Annotated in this window: 18 protein-coding genes; 13 read left to right on the forward strand and 5 right to left on the reverse strand. The window is 45.9% G+C overall.

What is annotated here, in order from left to right; all coding sequences use genetic code 11:
• Positions 1-316: 316 nt before the first annotated feature.
• On the reverse strand, positions 317-2,065 hold the full coding sequence (locus JGK14_RS15285) for a sensor histidine kinase (protein WP_293186408.1): 1,749 nt from the start codon (positions 2,063-2,065) through the stop codon (positions 317-319).
• A gap of 351 nt (positions 2,066-2,416) precedes the next feature.
• Positions 2,417-3,541 carry a CRISPR-associated endoribonuclease Cas6 gene (gene cas6, locus JGK14_RS15290; RefSeq protein ID WP_293220649.1) on the reverse strand — a complete coding sequence of 375 codons (1,125 nt, stop codon included), beginning with the start codon at positions 3,539-3,541 and terminating at the stop codon, positions 2,417-2,419.
• A gap of 299 nt (positions 3,542-3,840) precedes the next feature.
• On the opposite strand from cas6, the gene JGK14_RS15295 reads away from it, so the two are divergent.
• The 7 genes from JGK14_RS15295 (at position 3,841) to JGK14_RS15325 (ending at position 10,442) form a co-directional block, all read left to right on the forward strand.
• Positions 3,841-4,203, forward strand: coding sequence for a ferredoxin-thioredoxin reductase catalytic domain-containing protein (locus tag JGK14_RS15295; protein ID WP_293157224.1), 363 nt, complete (start codon positions 3,841-3,843; stop codon positions 4,201-4,203).
• A gap of 307 nt (positions 4,204-4,510) precedes the next feature.
• Positions 4,511-4,924 carry a DUF309 domain-containing protein gene (locus JGK14_RS15300; RefSeq protein ID WP_293208519.1) on the forward strand — a complete coding sequence of 138 codons (414 nt, stop codon included), beginning with the start codon at positions 4,511-4,513 and terminating at the stop codon, positions 4,922-4,924.
• A 315-nt stretch (positions 4,925-5,239) separates the two neighbouring features.
• Complete coding sequence (locus JGK14_RS15305; protein ID WP_293208515.1) at positions 5,240-6,172, forward strand: hypothetical protein; 933 nt, start codon at positions 5,240-5,242, stop codon at positions 6,170-6,172.
• A 149-nt stretch (positions 6,173-6,321) separates the two neighbouring features.
• Complete coding sequence (locus tag JGK14_RS15310) at positions 6,322-6,921, forward strand: class I SAM-dependent methyltransferase (RefSeq protein WP_293208513.1); 600 nt, start codon at positions 6,322-6,324, stop codon at positions 6,919-6,921.
• Positions 6,922-7,425: 504 nt separating this feature from the next.
• Complete coding sequence (locus JGK14_RS15315) at positions 7,426-7,938, forward strand: LptA/OstA family protein (RefSeq protein ID WP_293186414.1); 513 nt, start codon at positions 7,426-7,428, stop codon at positions 7,936-7,938.
• 409 nt (positions 7,939-8,347) lie between these two features.
• On the forward strand, positions 8,348-9,076 hold the full coding sequence (lptB, locus tag JGK14_RS15320; RefSeq protein WP_293186416.1) for an LPS export ABC transporter ATP-binding protein: 729 nt from the start codon (positions 8,348-8,350) through the stop codon (positions 9,074-9,076).
• A 199-nt stretch (positions 9,077-9,275) separates the two neighbouring features.
• Entirely contained in the window at positions 9,276-10,442 is a 1,167-nt protein-coding gene (locus tag JGK14_RS15325) for an LptF/LptG family permease (RefSeq protein WP_293208509.1), read from the forward strand.
• A 411-nt stretch (positions 10,443-10,853) separates the two neighbouring features.
• Here the strand turns inward: JGK14_RS15325 and JGK14_RS15330 are convergent, their stop codons facing one another.
• Both JGK14_RS15330 and JGK14_RS15335 read right to left on the reverse strand, forming a co-directional pair.
• Positions 10,854-11,099: a hypothetical protein gene (locus JGK14_RS15330; RefSeq protein ID WP_325315244.1), complete on the reverse strand. Its 246-nt coding sequence runs from the start codon at positions 11,097-11,099 to the stop codon at positions 10,854-10,856.
• Complete coding sequence (locus JGK14_RS15335) at positions 11,100-12,440, reverse strand: hypothetical protein (RefSeq protein ID WP_293186419.1); 1,341 nt, start codon at positions 12,438-12,440, stop codon at positions 11,100-11,102.
• A gap of 429 nt (positions 12,441-12,869) precedes the next feature.
• Between JGK14_RS15335 and pgl the strand changes: the two genes are divergently transcribed.
• The 6 genes from pgl to JGK14_RS15365 all read left to right on the forward strand — a co-directional run bounded on the left by pgl (position 12,870) and on the right by JGK14_RS15365 (position 17,152).
• Entirely contained in the window at positions 12,870-13,589 is a 720-nt protein-coding gene (gene pgl, locus JGK14_RS15340) for a 6-phosphogluconolactonase (RefSeq protein WP_293186421.1), read from the forward strand.
• Between the two features lie 204 nt (positions 13,590-13,793).
• Entirely contained in the window at positions 13,794-14,588 is a 795-nt protein-coding gene (locus JGK14_RS15345; protein ID WP_293186423.1) for an FHA domain-containing protein, read from the forward strand.
• A gap of 82 nt (positions 14,589-14,670) precedes the next feature.
• A complete protein-coding gene (locus tag JGK14_RS15350) occupies positions 14,671-15,180 on the forward strand; it encodes an FHA domain-containing protein (RefSeq protein ID WP_293186425.1) in 510 nt (169 codons plus the stop codon).
• A gap of 57 nt (positions 15,181-15,237) precedes the next feature.
• Positions 15,238-15,972, forward strand: a complete 735-nt coding sequence (locus tag JGK14_RS15355; protein WP_293186427.1) for a PRC-barrel domain-containing protein — start codon at positions 15,238-15,240, stop codon at positions 15,970-15,972.
• 167 nt (positions 15,973-16,139) lie between these two features.
• Positions 16,140-16,700 carry a hypothetical protein gene (locus tag JGK14_RS15360; RefSeq protein ID WP_293186429.1) on the forward strand — a complete coding sequence of 187 codons (561 nt, stop codon included), beginning with the start codon at positions 16,140-16,142 and terminating at the stop codon, positions 16,698-16,700.
• On the forward strand, positions 16,697-17,152 hold the full coding sequence (locus JGK14_RS15365) for an FHA domain-containing protein (protein ID WP_293186431.1): 456 nt from the start codon (positions 16,697-16,699) through the stop codon (positions 17,150-17,152). The genes JGK14_RS15360 and JGK14_RS15365 overlap by 4 nt, the downstream gene beginning before the upstream one ends.
• A gap of 143 nt (positions 17,153-17,295) precedes the next feature.
• Here the strand turns inward: JGK14_RS15365 and JGK14_RS15370 are convergent, their stop codons facing one another.
• Positions 17,296-17,874 (reverse strand): DUF1997 domain-containing protein, encoded by a 579-nt coding sequence (locus tag JGK14_RS15370; RefSeq protein WP_293186433.1) that lies wholly within the window; start codon positions 17,872-17,874, stop codon positions 17,296-17,298.
• Positions 17,875-18,042 lie beyond the last annotated feature (168 nt).

Raw genomic sequence — 18,042 nt, forward strand, 5'->3', positions numbered from 1 at the left:
CCATTTTTTGACGATCGCAATAATTCTCTTGACCATTTTGACTAGATGATACTACTATTGCTTACTACTGCTTACAAACTTAATAAAGTTTTATAATACCAATTTAATGTGAACTTGCACATATCCCGATCTCCCCTAAGTTCCCCTGAATAAGCAGGCTGATTTTATTGTCATCATAGGTACGTAGTTGCGCTTTAGCGTTCTTTCCTAATATTATAAAGAGCGCTAAAGCGCAACTACGTACCTAATTTGTATTCGGATTCTATGCAGCCTCATAAAAAATTCGTATAACTCTGCTTTTGATTATTCATTAAAATTAACCAATAGGTAACTCAATCACAAACTCCGCTCCCTGTCCAGGTTGGGAATTGCAGTAGAGTTTCCCCCCATGCTTTTCCGTCACAATCTGGTGACTCATTGAGAGTCCTAGCCCGGTGCCTTTCCCGGCATCTTTGGTTGTAAAGAATGACTCAAATAAGCGTAATTTCAACGCTTCATCGATGCCTGAACCATTGTCAGCAATCCTAATTCTGACCCAATTATCTTCGATAATTTCAGTTTGAATTTGAATAGAAGGAATCAGCACGAGTTCAGAATTATCAGAATTTTTACTTCGATCCATTACATCATCTAGGGCATCAATACTATTGCCAATAATGTTCATAAATACTTGATTTAATTGTCCAGCGAAACATTTAATCTTTGGCAACTTGCCGTAATTTTTGGCAACAGTAATTTCCGAATAATTATTATTGGCTTTGAGTCTGTGTTTCAAAATTAATAGCGTGCTGTTGATGCCTTCGTGGATATCGAAAGCAATCTTTTGGGAAGAGTCTGCTCGTGCGAACAACCGCATGGAATAACTGATATCGCGGATACGTTCAGCACTCTGCTGAAGAGATGCAAGCATTAGGGGTATATCTTCTTCTACAAATTCTAGCTCAATGGCTTCAGCGTGTTCGATAATTTCTGACGCAGGTTCGGGGTAATGCTGCTGATAGATGTGCAAATGTTCTAGTAAGTCTTTTAGGTATCTGTCAGTATGGGTTAGGTTGCCGGCTATGGAATTAATTGGATTGTTAATGTCATGGGTTACTCCTGCAATCAACTGTCCCAAAGTCGCCATTTTTTCATGTTGAATTAGGCGTTCTGTGGATGCGGCTTGTTGTTCCTGTAGCAGTTGCTTGACTCGTCGAATCATTTGATTTAGGGCTGTTGCTAATATACCAATTTCATCTTGAGTGGTAACAGCAGCTTGTAAATCAAAATTGCCCGTTTGGGTTGCTTCCTGGGCAATATGGGTGACTTGCTGGAGGGGACGAGCGATCGCCCGACTGGTATAAATCGCGAGGAAGATGGCGATCGCCACTGACAAAATCATGCTCCCAGCAATAACCTGTACTCGTAGCACCTGTACATTTGCAAACTCAGTTTTTGCTTCTTTGTAATCTTTATACGCCCTTACCTTTAATTGCTCTATATCTTGTAAAAATTTCTTCAATTGCAGCGATGTAGGACTGCTACCAAAAGTCAAGAGCTGGCTGCGGAATATCTGAATTTCTGCGGGTGATAATTCAGCGGAATTAATTGCCTTTAATATCGCCTCTGTCTGCTGCAAGTAAGCCTCTGGAATCTCTTCATTGGCTTGCAGAAAACGTCTGACGGTATTTATTTCAGCAGGTGACTCGTCAACCTTATGATTTTTTGTATCCCCTTCCGAAGATTTAAACTCAGACCATTCTTTTTTGAATAGAGCCACATGGTTTAAAAAATAGGAATACTGTTGGTCTAGCAAATCTCGATTTTCCAATAGCATCAGGATCTGCTGTTGGTGGAGGAGAACTTGAACGAGCTGGATCTGCAATTCACTGATGAATTGAGTTTCTTCGATCGCATTTTGTTCGTGTCTAACAGCTTGTTGATGATATTGGTCAGCGATCGAGATTCCTGTAGCGGTTCCCAGAATTGCCACTCCCAGCGCCAGTCCATAGCCCACACTAATCTTTTGTCCTACCTTGAGACAACTGAACCAATGCTTCAGATGACGTAAACGCAACTTTCGCATAAATGAATGCTTTAAGAAATGGCTCTCATATAGATCTAATAAGAGACCAAGTTTAAATCTATTTTTAGGTTCGGGCATAGAACTCATGGTGGACACTGGATATATTATAATCACAATTACTTGTAAAAAACAAAAACCAGGAATGAAAATAAATCAACTAATTCGAGAATTTTCCTCAGGTCTCCTAATAGTAAATAGATCGGGCGCATCTGGCGCAAGGAAGAGGGCGAAGCATGACCGCATATAAGTTATTAGTTATAATCTCCTATTTTCTGCGGTCATGCTTCGCCCCTACAGATATATTTACCTTGCGCCAGATACACCCCTGTGCTTTTTCCTTCTGTGTCTGCTTCAATCCTCAACTTTCAAAGCTCTTCTTGCTAATTTTACATAAGTTTTCACAGTTTCATAAGGCATTTCCAAATCAGCAGCAATATCGAACAAAGATTCCCCCAATTCCCGGCGCGCTAAAATCGTCGCCCAAGTTTCCGCAATCTCACCAGCCCGACTCCCGCCTGTACGCTTTCTGTGCGCCATAAACTTCTCTGTCAATTCATCGATTCGCGCCGCCAATACGCTTTGGATAGAGACTTCGGGTAGGGATTCTGTCAACCATTGCGATCGCGTTTGTCCCAATCCAAAGGTTGTTTTGTGGCCCGTGCCGCAGTAAGGTGCTAATTGCCCCAAGGCATAAAATAATTGTACAAAATCAGGGCGCAATCCGGCCGATCGCCCGATCGCAAATTCCACAGCCCCAGTAAATCCCGTTACCATGCCTTTTTTGCCCGCCGCCACCTTTTGCGACTCCAACTTGTGGCGGCTAATAATTACATTTTCGTCAATCCAATTCAGAAATTCTGCTTGGTCAACATTCATACCCGAAAAGTTATTCCAGCGGCGCAAATAGCTGTGAAAAACATTTTCGGGAACTGGTAGCGGGAAGTGATGCCCTTTGCTGCGAAAGCTTGTAGGAGTTACAAAACTAAGTTTTATGTTTCTAGATAATGGATGTTCTGCTGTTAGCAATTGCTGGTAAGTTGTGGGAGAAAAAGCAATATCCCAAGAGCGAATTACCAGCGGAGCATTTCGCAAATCAATCTCTTGGGGCAAATTTTGCAGCCACTGACTCAGCCATTGTACTACTTGCTGGGACAGTCCTGTGACATACCAGCGGTAAATGCGATCGCCCAAAAGCTGAAATTCCTTACCGGCTGGAAGCAAATCACCCTCCAATCCCGAAATAGTAAAGGCTTTTTCTGACTGCGAGTCGTGCAAAATTTGCGATAATTCCGGGTCAGTTTCCTGAATTTGATGCAAAAACCAAGCGTGCAAACCTATAGCATACTGCGCGTACAGATAGCTAGCTGCGCGGGGGGTCAATTCAAACACTAATCCGACTAACTCGGTCTCAGCGGGCCAAATTAGCTTAGAGGAAGGAACTTTTTTGGTGCGGGTGGGATGCGGGGAAATTGCCATGAGATGCCGGAAACAGGGACAGCGGTCTCATATTTTATCTTTTTTTATCCCCGTTGGGGGATGTTTTTGTCTGGGCGGGCGATCGGTCAAATCTATTAGCAGCTCCAAAAACCGTGTCAACCGCCAGTTTCCCGAAATCGGAGGGATGCAGAAAAATCACCAAAAAACCGACAACCTAAAACTCAATTTTTGTCAAGTTTTTCCTCCTTGTAAGTAAAGAGAAATATCAAGTGTTTAAAATCACATTCTGGGGTACAATTGTCAAAAGCTCGTAGCATCCTCAACTCCGATCCTCAACTATGAACACAACAGAAAAATCCAAACTCTCCAACGAAAAAACTTTGGAGGCGATGAAGAATTTCTCCGAAACCTACGCCAAGCGCACCGGAACTTACTTTTGTTCCGAGCCTTCAGTCACTGCTGTCGTTATAGAAGGACTAGCAAAGCACAAAGATGAACTAGGTGCTCCCCTATGCCCTTGTCGCCATTACGAAGATAAAGAAGCCGAAGTCAAAGCCGCCTACTGGAACTGTCCTTGCATTCCCATGCGCGAGCGGAAAGAATGTCACTGTATGTTATTTCTGACGCCAGATAACGATTTTGCTGGAACCAATCAGGAAATTAGCATGGATCAGATTCAAGCAGTCAGAGAGACCATGTAATCGGTTAAGTAGGCGGTCTTCAGTTGACAGTTGACAGTTGACAGTTGACAGTTGACAGTTGACCGCTTGACAGTTGAGAGCTACCTCTACCTGAAAGAAAGAGGATTGGAGTAATGAATAGTCTTCTTTTAATTTTTCCCGATCGGGCTTGGGGCTTTAAACCAATTCTTTCTGGTAAAATTGGTAATTGTTGTGAAAATAGGTCGTAAATCAGTTGACAATTGACAGTTGACAGTTGACAGCGACCTCAACGATCGCCGCCTACTCTAACACGCATCCCCAATCCAAAATCCCAATCTCCAAGCGAATGACAGAGGAAATGCCGATCGAGTTTTGGCAAGGTATCGAACAGTTTAACAGCCAAGATTTTTACGCTTGTCACGATACCTTAGAGGCTTTGTGGATGGAAGCCGGCGAGCCGGACAAAAGATTTTATCAGGGAATATTGCAAATTTCTGTCGCGCTTTATCACCTAAGCAATCAAAACTGGCGCGGTGCAGTAATCTTGCTGGGAGAAGGCATAAATCGGCTCAATTATTATCAACCGAGTTATGCGGGAATTGCCGTTGAAGATTTGCTCGGACAAAGTGCTAAACTTTTGAGTGCTTTGCAGCAAGCTGGCCCGGAAGCCGTAGCTAATTTTCTACCGTTGTTCGCAGGTACAGAAGTTGCCGGCTTGCATTTACCACGAATTCTCAAAGTAGAACAAACTTCAATATGAGCAGGCTAGAACACTGAACTCGATCGAGAAAAGGAGATTCCGATCGGTAGTAAGAAGGGGTTGATATACATGAGCGACCTGCGGTATTTGTAGCTCATTTTATGTATTGTACCGCATTTGCTATATAACTATAAGTTAGCCCTCTCTAGTTAACGGTTGTGTAGAAGTTTAAATATCTGACTGAGAGCTTGAAAGTAGAATCAACATTATACTTAACTCAAGATTACCAAAATTATGAGTCGAAATATACGCCTATTTCCGACCTACTCACAGAAAGAAAATCAAACAACAAACCACTGTCTTTTAATTCTTAAGATGCTGTATGAAGAGAATCCAAAATTTCTCTCGGAAGCGCTAGGTTTATTGTTTGGCGAAAATTTTTCAGGAACTGTAGGTGTAAAATTCATTCAACAGCGTCGTGCAAAAGACAGCGTGCCAGATGGTGAAATTTTCCAAGATTCGTTCTCGGTTTTTATTGAGACAAAACTCGGTAGCGATTTCGGTGAAAAACAGCTTTTAGATCATCTAGATACATTGAAAGAAAAGAAAGGAAAGAAGATACTCATAGCTTTAGGAAATTTTGAGCAAGATCCAACAAATAACCCAGTCTTGCAGACTGTTGAAACTAAGGCTAAATATGAAGATGTCGCCTTTATATCTGTTAGCTTTGAACAGTTTCTTCAAGCAATTCAGTTACCTTATTTACCCAAAAACCTAATTGATGCAGTTTCAGATTTAGGCGAATATTTTGACGAAAATAACTTGTTGCCGTCTTGGAAATATCGCTTGGATGTCGTAAACTGTAAGGGGAGTTTTGATAGTGTATTGGAGCACAAAATATACACCTGTCCAGCGCAGGCTGGATCATATAATCATCGTCGCAGTTTGTATTTTGGGACATATCGCAATAAGTGTGTTGAACAAATATCACAAATTGAAGCGGTCGTAGATCTGGAATCTGAAGATGAAGCGAGCTTGGTTTGGAGTAATGTTAGCCGACCAGAAAAAGAGTTGATCAAGATTGCGATAGAACGTCGCCAAAAGATCGGAGAGTCTTGGTATCCAGTAAGGGTATTCGTACTGGATGATATGCATCCTACCAATTTTGTTAAAGCAAGTTCGGGAGGAATGTTCGTTAGCAAGCAATATTTTGATATTGGAAAGCTAAAAGCTATAGATACAGCAGATCTTGCACAGAAACTTAGAGGGAAAACGTGGGAAAACTATGAATCATTGATTACTAGCTAATTAATTGCAACCTGCCAAGAGAGCTAACACGTCACGGCAGCGGACGGGCGAAGGTTCTTAATACTGAGTTCAAGGTTATCTGCCGCCGCTGCGTTTTGCCGTTAGGTTGCTTCAGGTTAATGCTGAGACAGTCATAAGTAAGAATAAACATGGATACAGAGGATACAGCAGCCCGATACGATCGTATTGCCCACTGGTGGCAAACTCAGCATCAAGATTCGCTTTATGGTATCCCACAGTTGGAGCGTGCTATTCAATTCACCCATAAAAAGCAGGTAGCTCTTGATATAGGGTGTGGAAGCAGTGGACGCTTTATTAAAGTCCTAAGCGAACATGGATTTCAAGTGGAAGGACTTGATATTTCCTCAGAAATGATTGATTTAGCCAAACAACTGCATCCAAACATCGTCTTCTATCGAGCAGACATCTGCTGTTGGAATCCTCCCAAACCCTACAGCTTGATTGTTGCTTGGGACAGCACATTTCATCTGCCGCTAGATATGCAAGAATCTGTGATGAAAAAGCTATGCAATGCTCTTGAACCTGATGGTGTATTGATGTTCACGTGTGGGGGTGGGCATGAAGCAGGTGAAGTTTCTGGAACATTTCAAGGTCAAGACTTTGAGTACAGCACACTAGGTGTAAATGCTTTCCTAAAGATTCTGAGTGAGTCTCAATTTACATCCCTTCACCTTGAATACGATCAATATCCTGAGAATCATGTTTATATCATTGCTCAAAAGACTTGAGCGACGATTGGAATGGATTTGTACCAGCTTGGGTAGTTAATGTTGCCTATGGAAGTATGATGGCTGCAAAGCGCAGGCTAACAGTGCGTTGGAGCCGGGGCAAGCAATGGGAAATTCACAGCCGCACGCTGGATCGAACGGGACAATGTGGACTAATTGTTTCCAAAGATTCTGACTTTTATCAGCACAGTTGTAAGATTATCTTTTTGCGGACAGCTTATGCAATCTACCTTTGAGACTGCCCGAAACTTCCCGATCGCCCAAACCGTCAAAAAACTTGCTTTCTCCAGTAAATCATCCAAACAGGCGAAGAAAGGGCTATTGTCTTGCTAGGATAATTGGTTGACGCTCTCGGGCAGGTCGATCGACCTTACGGGAATTTTTCACGGCCGTTAAGATAAAATACCTAACCGATCGGGTGTGGTGGATCTAATCTCCATAGAGAAAAATCAGGGGTGAGATAATGCCCTTCAGCAATTTCAAAAATTTTGAGGCTTGCAAGCTATGATGCCCTCCGCTAAACTACTCAATTCCCGCCTATTCAAAGGATTATCGCTGCTGTTGCCGCTGACTCTGGCTGGCGCGATCGCCTCTCCTACCTACCCGCAAGCCGCACCGCCCCGCACTCTTTCCGTGCGATCGGACATCCAAGAAGCCGACTCCAAAACCGGCATCGTGACAGCCCGCGGCAACGTCCAAATCAACTACCCAGCCCGCCAAATACAAGCAACCGCAGCTCAAGCTCAATACTTCAGCCGCGAGCGCCGGATCATTCTCAGCGGTGACGTGTACGTATTGCAGCAGGGAAACAGCCTGCGCGGCGAAACCATCACATACCTGATTGACGAAGGGCGGTTTATTGCGCTCCCAGACAATCCAGGACAAGTAGAATCCGTCTATCTGGTGGCGCCAGAACAAGATGCAGCAGCCCAAAATTCGATCGGGCCCAAACCAGCTCCGGTTAATCCAAATCCCGCTGTTAAACCGCCCGCCCGTTCCCGAACAGCTCCTAAGTAACAGCCCCCGGTAGCAGCAAAATTTCGCATCGGCAAAAACATCAACTGTTGCATATCTACCTAAAACAATAATTTTTATTGCCATTCTTGTGGAACAGGCATCCTGCCTGTTCCGATCTCAAAGCTGAAATGCGCGACAATCGAGAACCCAGAATAGATGCGAATGACAGTTGACAGTTGACAGTTGACCAACTGATGACTGATGACTGATGACTGATGACTGATGACTGATGGGTGCATCTCAGTTTTGCTTTTAATAGTGCGAGCGTCCCCGCTCGCGTATTGTACAATACGCGAGCGGGGACGCTCGCACTCAAAGAAAAATGCTTTTTGCAAAAATGAGATGCTCCCTGACTGATGACTGATGACTAATGACTAATGACTTCTTCTTAAAAGTTGCCTCGACGAGCATGAAAATTGTACTCGAAAATATTCACAAATCCTACGGAAAACGCAATGTAGTCAGTCGCGTCAACCTTTCAGTAGCCCAAGGAGAAATCGTCGGACTCCTCGGCCCCAACGGTGCAGGCAAAACCACAACATTTTACATAGCTACCGGATTAGAAAAACCCAATCAAGGAACTGTTTGGCTCAACGATTTAGACATCACTAAATTGCCGATGCACAAACGAGCGGAGTTGGGAATAGGCTATCTCGCTCAAGAAGCCAGCATTTTTCGCAACATGAGCGTGCGCGACAACATTTTGTTAGTTTTAGAACAAACTCAAGTGCCACGCTGGGAATGGAAGCAGCGAGTCGATTTCCTGTTGCAAGAATTTCGCTTAGAAAAAATAGCATCCAGTTTGGGAATTCAAATCTCGGGGGGAGAAAGACGGCGGACTGAGCTAGCGAGAGCCTTAGCTGCTGGGCGAGACGGGCCGATGTTTCTATTTTTAGACGAACCGTTTGCAGGCGTCGATCCGATCGCAGTTGACGAAATTCAGACGATAATTGCCAAACTGCGCGATCGTAAAATCGGCATCCTGATCACCGATCACAACGTCCGAGAAACCCTCGAAATTACCGATCGAGCCTACATCATGCGAGACGGCCAAATTTTAGCCTCCGGGGCTGAAGAAGAACTCTACAGCAACCCTTTAGTGCGGCAGTATTACCTAGGCGACAACTTCGTGCGATAGTCTTTTAAAAGCACAAGACAGAAACAGGACTTACGCATTCAAAGTCCAAGAAACCGGGTTTTTTAGTTAATCTTTGGAATATAACGAAGGATTTTCGTAAAAAAACCCGGTTTCTGACCACCCCTGCGTAACTCCCAAGAAATTTAGAATTGAGAATTTAAATTTTAACTTAAGGAGCGATCGGCAAAAACGCCAAAGTATGAAAATAGCAATGTCCAAATCCTTCAATCCCCTCAACTGGCTGCCGAGAATTTCAGTAATGGACTGGTACATTACCAAAGAACTAATCGGCCCATTTCTGTTTGGCGTCGGACTATTTACATCAGTCGCCGTCACCGTGGGAGCCTTATTTGAATTAGTCCGCAGAGTAGCAGAATCAGGCCTCCCCTACGGCGCCGCCCTGGAAATTTTTCTGCTGCAAATTCCGTACTTTGTAGTATTAGCTTTCCCCATGTCAATGCTGCTAGCAACCTTAATGAGCTACAGCCGACTCTCCAGCGACAGCGAACTCATCGCCCTCCGCAGTTGCGGAGTTAGCGTTTACCGATTGATAATGCCCGCAGTCATTATGAGTTTAATCGTTGCCGGCTTCACCTTTGCTTTGCAAGAATTAGTTGTACCCGCCGCCAGTTACAGAGCCACTTTAACTTTAGACAGAGCCCTGAAGCGAGAAAAACCGACGTTTCAAGATCGAAATATTATCTACACAGAATTTCGCAAACCCGAAAAAGGTGGCGAAGAAATCCTGTCCCGCTTTTTTTATGCAGAACAGTTTGACGGCCAGCAAATGAAAGGTTTAACAATTATCGATCGCTCCGCCCCAGGCCTCAATCAAATTGTTTCTTCAGAATCAGCGACTTGGAATCCCTCAGAAAACACCTGGGATTTTTTCAACGGCACCGCTTATATAGTAGCTCCAGACGGCTCTTACCGTAATATAGTTAGGTTTCAACACCAGCAATTGCAACTCCCCCGCACGCCCTTAGATTTAGCTGCGAGAGTGCGAGATTTCAAGGAAATGAATATTGCTCAAGCTTTAGAGCGTTTGGAAATCATTAAAAACAGCGGCGATGCACCGCAAATTCGCAAACTCCGGGTGCGAATTCAAGAAAAATATGCTTTTCCCTTCGTGTGCTTGGTATTTGGTTTAGTGGGAGCCGCTTTGGGAACTCAACCGCGGCGATCGGGGAAAGGAACAAGTTTTGGTATTAGCGTAGTGGTGATTTTTACTTACTATGTATTTTCTTTCGTCACCAGTTCGATGGGCGTGAAAGCTGTTTTAACACCGATTCTATCGGCTTGGTTGCCGATCGCATTTGGCTTGGGAATCGGCGGATTGTTGTTGGGAAGAGCCGCCTCTAGGTAAGTTTTACCAATCAAATTGGGAATTGAGAATTGGAAAAATTAACAGTCGTAGGGTGCGTCGCTCAAGAAAAATCTCTAACTCAATATCGACAATCTCATGGCGACGCACCTTATACCATTTCTCCAAATTTTTACTACAAAAAAGTGTTAGGTTTGTTTCTTCCATCCGTGTTTTTCAGGTGCGGATCTGTAAAAATGTCTGTCAAATTCCGGCATTGTCAAGGGCGACACACCCTACAATTCAACCGGGTTTTTCAGGTGCGGATCTGGCGACACACCCTACAATTCAACCGGGTTTTTCAGGTGCGGATCTGTGAAATTGTCTGTCAACTTCAGGGATTCTCAAGGGCGACACACCCTACAATTCAACTTCTTCCTTCGGGAGCATCTCATTTTTGCAAAAAACATTTTTTTACAGTGCGAGCTCGTATAGCTCGCGAGCGGGGACAGCACTACAGATGCAAAACTGAGATGCTCCCCTTCCTTCTTCCTTCTTCCTTCTTCCTTCTTCCTTCTTCCTTCTTCCTTCTTCCTTCTTCCTTCTTCCTTCTTCCTTCTTCCTTCTTCCTTCTTCCTTCCTTCTTTCTTCTTTCTTCCTTCTTCCTTCTTCCTTCTTCTTTCTTCCTTCTTCCTTCTTCCTTCTTCCTTCTTCCTTCATTTAAGGATTAGCAAAAGTATTAATTTCGCCGCCACCAATATAGCGTCCCGGAGTCAAAGAGCGAGGTGTAGAAAAAGGTTGCGGTTGAATTGGCTGCCCGCCCTGATTGGTGTTTTGAGGAACTGCTCCAAAGTTAGGCTGGCTTGGCAAATTAATCTGACTTGGTTGAGGTTGTTGAAATTGAGAATTCGCTGAATTGGGAGAGAATTGAGGATTAATGATCTTGTTTACTCCCGTGCTAGGGGATTGCCCGAAATTCGGAATTAGCGGTATTGGTGAAGGTGTGGCGACAGGAAGCGCCACAGGTTGAACTTCCGGTATCAAGCCCGAGTCGGATAAATTAGTTTGATAGGGATTTTTGGGCAAAGCCACCGTTGGAACCTGTGGAGTAATTGTGGGGATGACTGATGCTTTGGAATTTAACCCGGTAAATGATTCAGGAAGTGTAGCTGCCGGGTTTAAAAATTGTTGAGAGTCGCTAATAATTGTATTAGTAGAAGCCGGAAGTGGGGAGATTGTCGCAGGAACATTCCCAGGATTTGCTTTTCCTTGAGCTGTAGCGACCGTTGGCAACAAATTTGCCGGATTTGTCCCAGATCCAAGGGAAGCCGGTCGATCGAGCAATTTAGGGGTGTTTGCACTTTTCACGGCCGCCGCCGTTGCTGAAGTGTCAGCAGCGACGTATTTTTTCATGGCTGCTTGCAGCGGACTCAAAGGCACAGGATTGTCGTTTTGTTTGCTGGAATTACCGCTACCTGATGCTTCCGGTGCACCCGCAGACTCAGGCTCGATCGCTCTTATGCCGGAAATGGTCGTCCCACTGCCAGATAAACTCAAATCAGATGTCGGGTTTGAACTTGGTAAGCTGGAATTTTGCGGGTTATTGTTGACTGTCCCAATCGCAGGATTTTGTAAATTTGACAGCGACACAAATGTGTTGATTGCCGCCGACTTTGGCTCTGAAGAGGGCTTAGGCTTTTCTAAGCCGCGAGTGCGAATTTCGTCGAATAAACCTTTGCCTTTGACTGCTGATGAATTGAACAAGTTCAGTTCAGAATTGGAGCGATTGAACTGATTGACTAGCACTGGCAAGCTGTCGATTTCAGCAGCAATGGCACTATCTTCAGCAGACAGTCCGGGAATCGCATCTGGATTGTTTGAGTTTGCTGCTTCTTCTTCGCCATCTATGCTCAACCTTTCTGGATGTACGGAGACTTCCCAGATAAATAACCCCCCCGCACACAGCACGGCTAGCGGAGCCCAAACCGACGGTTGCGTCCAGTGGCGGAAACGCGCTATTAGATAGCGGACAGATGTAGGAAATTTCTTAAAATTTGACATAGTTTTGCTTCCATCCGAGCCTCGGGACCTAAAACTATTTTCCATAGTCTACCATATCAATCTTGATGATTTTTGCTGTCCCCAGGTAAGTGCGATCGCGATTTTGATTGCAAGTTGCGAAAAACATAATAGCAGAAGCAAGAACTATGAAGGAAGTTCCATTACATATATCTTGTGAAAAGTGCAATTAAGAACGTCCTAACTCTCGGAAACTGTTGCTACAGATGTATGCCACAGGTGAAGCTCGATTGAGTACCGACCGAAATAAGTTTTGCCCAGCAAAATAAAGCGGAAATAATGATAAAATCAGAGTTGACGCGGTGTAGAGCCTTCCAAGCGTGTCAGCCGATCGACCTCAAAGCAAAATGTCAAGGCCGAATTTGAGTAATTGCCCAGCTCCAGACGAAGAGAAAAGTTGAGAGGAAATTAATGAAAAAAGTAGTAGAAGTATTAGCAAATCGGGAAGAACTCATAGAGCGATCGCTCGCGGTTGTCCTGTCCAAAATCCCAGCAGCGATCGCAGAACGTGGAGTTTGCACGATCGCCTTGGCGGGTGGCAGCACACCAGAACCGCTCTACAGAGCGATCGCCACCCAAGACCTGCCTTGGGACAAAATTCACGTTTTCTGGGGTGACGAACGCTACGTTGCGCCAGATCACCCGGACAGCAATCAAAAAATGGCGCGCCTCGCTTGGCTCGATCGAGTAAACATCCCCGCCAGCAACATCCACCCCATGCCCACAGGCGCGGCTGACCCCGCAGCCGACGCCTCGACGCACCAAACCGAATTGCAGCAATTCTTCAAAATATCCGACGGCGAGTTTCCCGCTTTCGACATCATCCTATTGGGCATAGGAGACGACGCCCACACAGCCTCTCTATTCCCCGGCACACCAGCCTTACAAGTCCGTGACTCCCTAATAACCGTCGGCAACAAAGACGGTCAACCCCGCATCACCTTTACATTCCCCTTAATCAACCGCGCCCGGTGCGTCATCTTCATGGTGGCAGGAGCCAGCAAACAACCCGCCCTCAGTCAAATTTTTGCCCCCGCAGCCGACTCCATGACCTATCCAGCCAGACTCATTCAACCAGAAGGCGAACTTTGGTGGCTGCTCGATGCTGCGGCAGGCGTTGCAGTAAAATAGCTGAGAGAGCCTCCAGAGTCAGCACTGTCAGCAGTATTACTAACTCAATCTTTTCCTTCGTTCCGAATGTCACGGCGCGAACTCAGTTGCTAGTATTAGCGAAGCAATATAAGAATTGTGGCGGTTAAAGTTAAAATTTGACCATATACACAACTATTTTTACGAGGCTGATTGGAAAATCTGGCCGATAGCAAGGAGAAATCGATGATTGTCTGTCCCAATTGCAATCACCAGAACCCCGACGGGGCCAGCCAGTGCGAGTCTTGTTACACGCCTTTACCCGTTACCGCCAGTTGCTCAAACTGCGGTGCAGCGGTTCAGACAGATGCAGCATTTTGCGGTCAGTGTGGCTTTAATTTGCGTCCGGGTTCCTACGTTCCAGAAGTTGAGGCGACAGTACCGTCCGTCTCGCCTGTGGGCCCCACAGTGGTATCGCCACTGGTGCCGGACTTAGGATCAACCGAACCGCCGACGATCGCAATGGAACCTCTAGTTACCCCACATCAGGGGCCGAACTTGGAAAAAACTCCCGCCAGCATTCCGACGATTCCAGATCCCTCGCCGTCGCTCTCGGTTCCTGTTACAACAGAATCGGTGACAACAGCACCAAATACCTCTCCCCCGGTTCCCGACCCACAGCCAGCGGGTGTGGCTAAAACTCAACTGCAACAGCAGTCGGCGCGACTGATACACGTTCAGACAAATACGCCGATGGAATTGCCTCACAATCTCGCTGTGATTCACATTGGCAAGCCAAATGACTTGGTGCCGCCAGATATTGATGTTTCGGGATTTGCTAATTCTGAGATAGTTTCTCGGGTACACGCAAATCTCCGGGTGGAGGGAGATGCTTGCTACCTAGAAGATGTAGGCAGTTCTAACGGCACTTACGTCAACAATACTCCCCTGCCCAAGGGAAACCGACATCGGTTGCGACCGGGAGACCGCATCTCTCTGGGAAAAGGAGACCTGGTTACGTTTCTATTTCAAATCTCTTAGATCGAGTTTGGATTGGGCGATCGAAAGTCTAAAATCTAAAATCGCATCTTGAGGCGCTCTACCAAAACTCAATGCTGCCAATGTGATTAAGCTGACCTTGCTACATCCACTCCAGTCTATTCCCGTCCGCAGTTGGATCTTTGAAGACGAAGAGGTCGTCCGGATCGGGCGATCGACGGAAAACCACGTCGTTCTTTTTAGCGCTGTGGTTTCTCGTCGCCACATCGAATTGCGACGCAGCGGCATTAATTGGGAACTGATCAATTTAGGTACCAACGGTACTTACCTCGATGGTAAGCCGATCGCTAAGGTTCCCGTTGTGGACGGTCTGATCGTTCACTTGGCTCGCTCGGGCCCGAAAATTCAAATCAACGTCGGTGGGAATCAGTCCTCAGCCCAGTTAGCACAAACTAGCGTCAAGTCAAGGGATGCTAAGGCAATTCACGCTCCCTCCGGGGGCGCACTGCTTAGCACGATTCCTATTCCCAGCCAAAAAGAAATTGGCACTTCCAGGGAAGAAGACGAGTTAACTGAGGCAGAAAATACTCCCCATTATTCGGAAGAAAAAGAAGAAGAAGAAGAAGAATATTAAATCGACATCTTTGGACGATCGACATTTTTCTTGCAGGCGGCACTCAGGAGTTTATTTATGAGTACATCACAACAGATTGTTAAGCGCAGCGAACTGATCAACCGCCGCACGATCGACCGCCGCACGGCGGAAGAGGTCGGCAGGGTAGATCGGCTTTGGCTCGATCCTCACTCCCAGCGGGCGATCGGCTTTACTTGCAAGTCGGGACTTTTGGGCAACAAAAAACGCTGGTTCGCTTGGGCGCAAGTTGATACGGTGGGCGAAAATGTTTTGGTGACGATTAACCCGGAACTTCCGGAATTGCATCAGCCGGAACAAGCTGTTTGTCCGATCGGCCTTGAGGTACTTACGGACGCAGGAAATAAGGCAGGTACGGTGGTTGACTACCTATTTGATGTCCGGACTGGTTCTGTTAGGGATTACCTGTTTAAATCTAGCGGCTGGCGCGGCGTTTTAGACGGGATTTACTTGTTGCCGGTGCAGGCGATTTCGACGATCGGCAGCAAGCGGGCGATCGTCTCTGAGGCTGCTGTATCCGAACCCGTGCAGTACGCGGAGGGACTGCACCATAAAGTCGGCATGGTAGCCGAGTTTTTACAGGAAGATCTTGACAGAACTCTTAAAAATGTGGCTGGCGTGAAGCGGAACGCTCAAAATCTGGCGGAAAAACTTCAAGATAAAGCTATAGAAGTCAGGGATGTAGCTCAAGAAAAAGTCGCAGAGTTGAAGCGCCAAAGGGATGAATCTGTACCGCCCGATCCGGTGGAACCGCCAGAGTCGGATTTGCCCTGAAGTGCGGCTTTCCCGATCGAGAAAGTAGCTGCTTGCCGATCGCATTTTTGGGGTGGCCGGCACCCGAAAGCTCGATCGGTACAGAGTACGCGAAATAGAGGCTTTCTGGGCGAGGAATTCCAGTGCTCAAAGCATTGTATTTTAAAGGTATCGCATCAATACGAAAAATGTTAGCAACCCTAAAAGACCTATGCTGTTTGAGAGAACCAACTCCTATTTTATCTAGAACCCGCAGCCTTAATAATTGGTTAACTTCTGTAGGGGCAAACAGCAATTCGCCGATCGTCGCAGACTGTCGCCCGATCGACAACTCGAATCAGCGGTGCAACCAGCACTCGTCTGAGTTGAATTCTCCGATCGATCTGTGGGAAAATGGTCACTCCACCGATCGATCGGCCCAGATGGGCGATCGGCCGGGTAGCTCCATCCGAGATTCAATCGATCGAGAACTTCGCACTGCTGTCAATCGCGGCCAAGTTCACCAGATTAATATCGTGTTTGGTGGCGATCGAGGACAGGCAAAGTTCGCACCTGGAGTCCAAGCCAACAATCAAAAGTTTGTTCAAATGCCTCAAGCAGTCAAAACTTCAACTTTTACGGCAAAGCGAGGGAGTAGCGGCGCACTGACAACGCCTTTAAGCATCAAATCTTTTGCGGTTTTATCGCAAAAATTGGTTCTTGAAGCATCCCCGTTTCAGTCATGCGGGGGAGTGTCAAAACATCAGTGATTACCTTAACTCTGCTACATCCTATTCAGTCTGTCCCAGTTCAAAGTTGGTGTTTTGAATCCGAATCTGTGGTTCGGATCGGTCGATCGAACGACAATGATGTAATTATTTACAGCGCTGTAGTTTCCCGCCACCACGTAGAGCTGTGGAATCATTCTTATGGCTGGGAAATTATTAATTTTGGCGCTAACGGCACTTATGTAGATGATAAGCCGATCGCTCAGGTATCGGTAGCGGACGGGATGACAATTCGCTTGGGCAATTCCGGACCAAAAATCCGAATCCGGGTGGGGGCGACGAATGTGCAACCGAGCCCAAAAACTCGACCACCACAGCGCGAACTCACCGACAAAAAGGCCGAAGTTTCACAAGACAAATCAACAGCTTGGTCTGGGCCTAGGAGAATCATGGAAGACGATGATGGAGCGCTGACTCACATCGATTTTGAATGACCCGCTGCTATCTATGGGAGCTAGCAAATTTCAACAAAATTCAGGCTGCATTGCATTCGATCGTCTGGTCAGTTAATATAGCTGAATTTTCAAGTTACCCATTTTCATACCCTGATTAAGCAACGTCATTCTCTAATACCCGCTCAACCTTCAACCGATAAGATTTGAGGGATATCGCTCGATATTACTTCTGTTTCGCTGCTTGCCCAGCGGCGGTAATCTAAGAGCAATTGATACATCAATCGCTGTTTGACGCTTAGCAGTACACTCTTGAGCAAGCCGTTGCCCGTTGCTTCTAAAATTGGTTTGGGCGTCAGCCAAAACGGTGGCGGTAACTCGACTTGCACCTCTAAATCCGCTTTTCCCTTCAAGTACGCTACCCCACTACTTTGGTCTACGTAAAGCTTTCCTTTAAGATTGAGAGCAAAGCGATCGTTTATATAATCCACACCAAGAATCGAGCAGGCGACTGACTCCAAATTGATTGCGCCCTCCGACTGCGCCCATACCCTCATGTCTACTGTGGGTTGAATGCTGAGCATCATAAATTGTAACGGTCGCATTTTCAGGCGGAAACAGTCATCGCTTAGTTGCTCTGTGCGAGTACGATCGACTAGGGCGTTCACCAATCGCCTCGGCTGGCGCAGATAATGTTGAATGGGAACCCGTTCATCTGGTACGGCGATCTCAACGGATTGGGAAGCATTAAAACGGGTATACATGAGAATATGTCAATATGTGGGATTCGTAAGGATATCTTAATAAACTATAACTTTTTTAAGGTGATTTGAGTCGCGCACTAACTCGCCCACTCGCCCCATCTCATCCGAGAAATAACGGATAAAAGCTTTTGGGACTCAGGCTAATTTTTTCATCATACTTGCTGGCTG

The organism is Microcoleus sp. PH2017_28_MFU_U_A (assembly GCF_020738035.1).
GTDB lineage: Bacteria > Cyanobacteriota > Cyanobacteriia > Cyanobacteriales > Microcoleaceae > Microcoleus.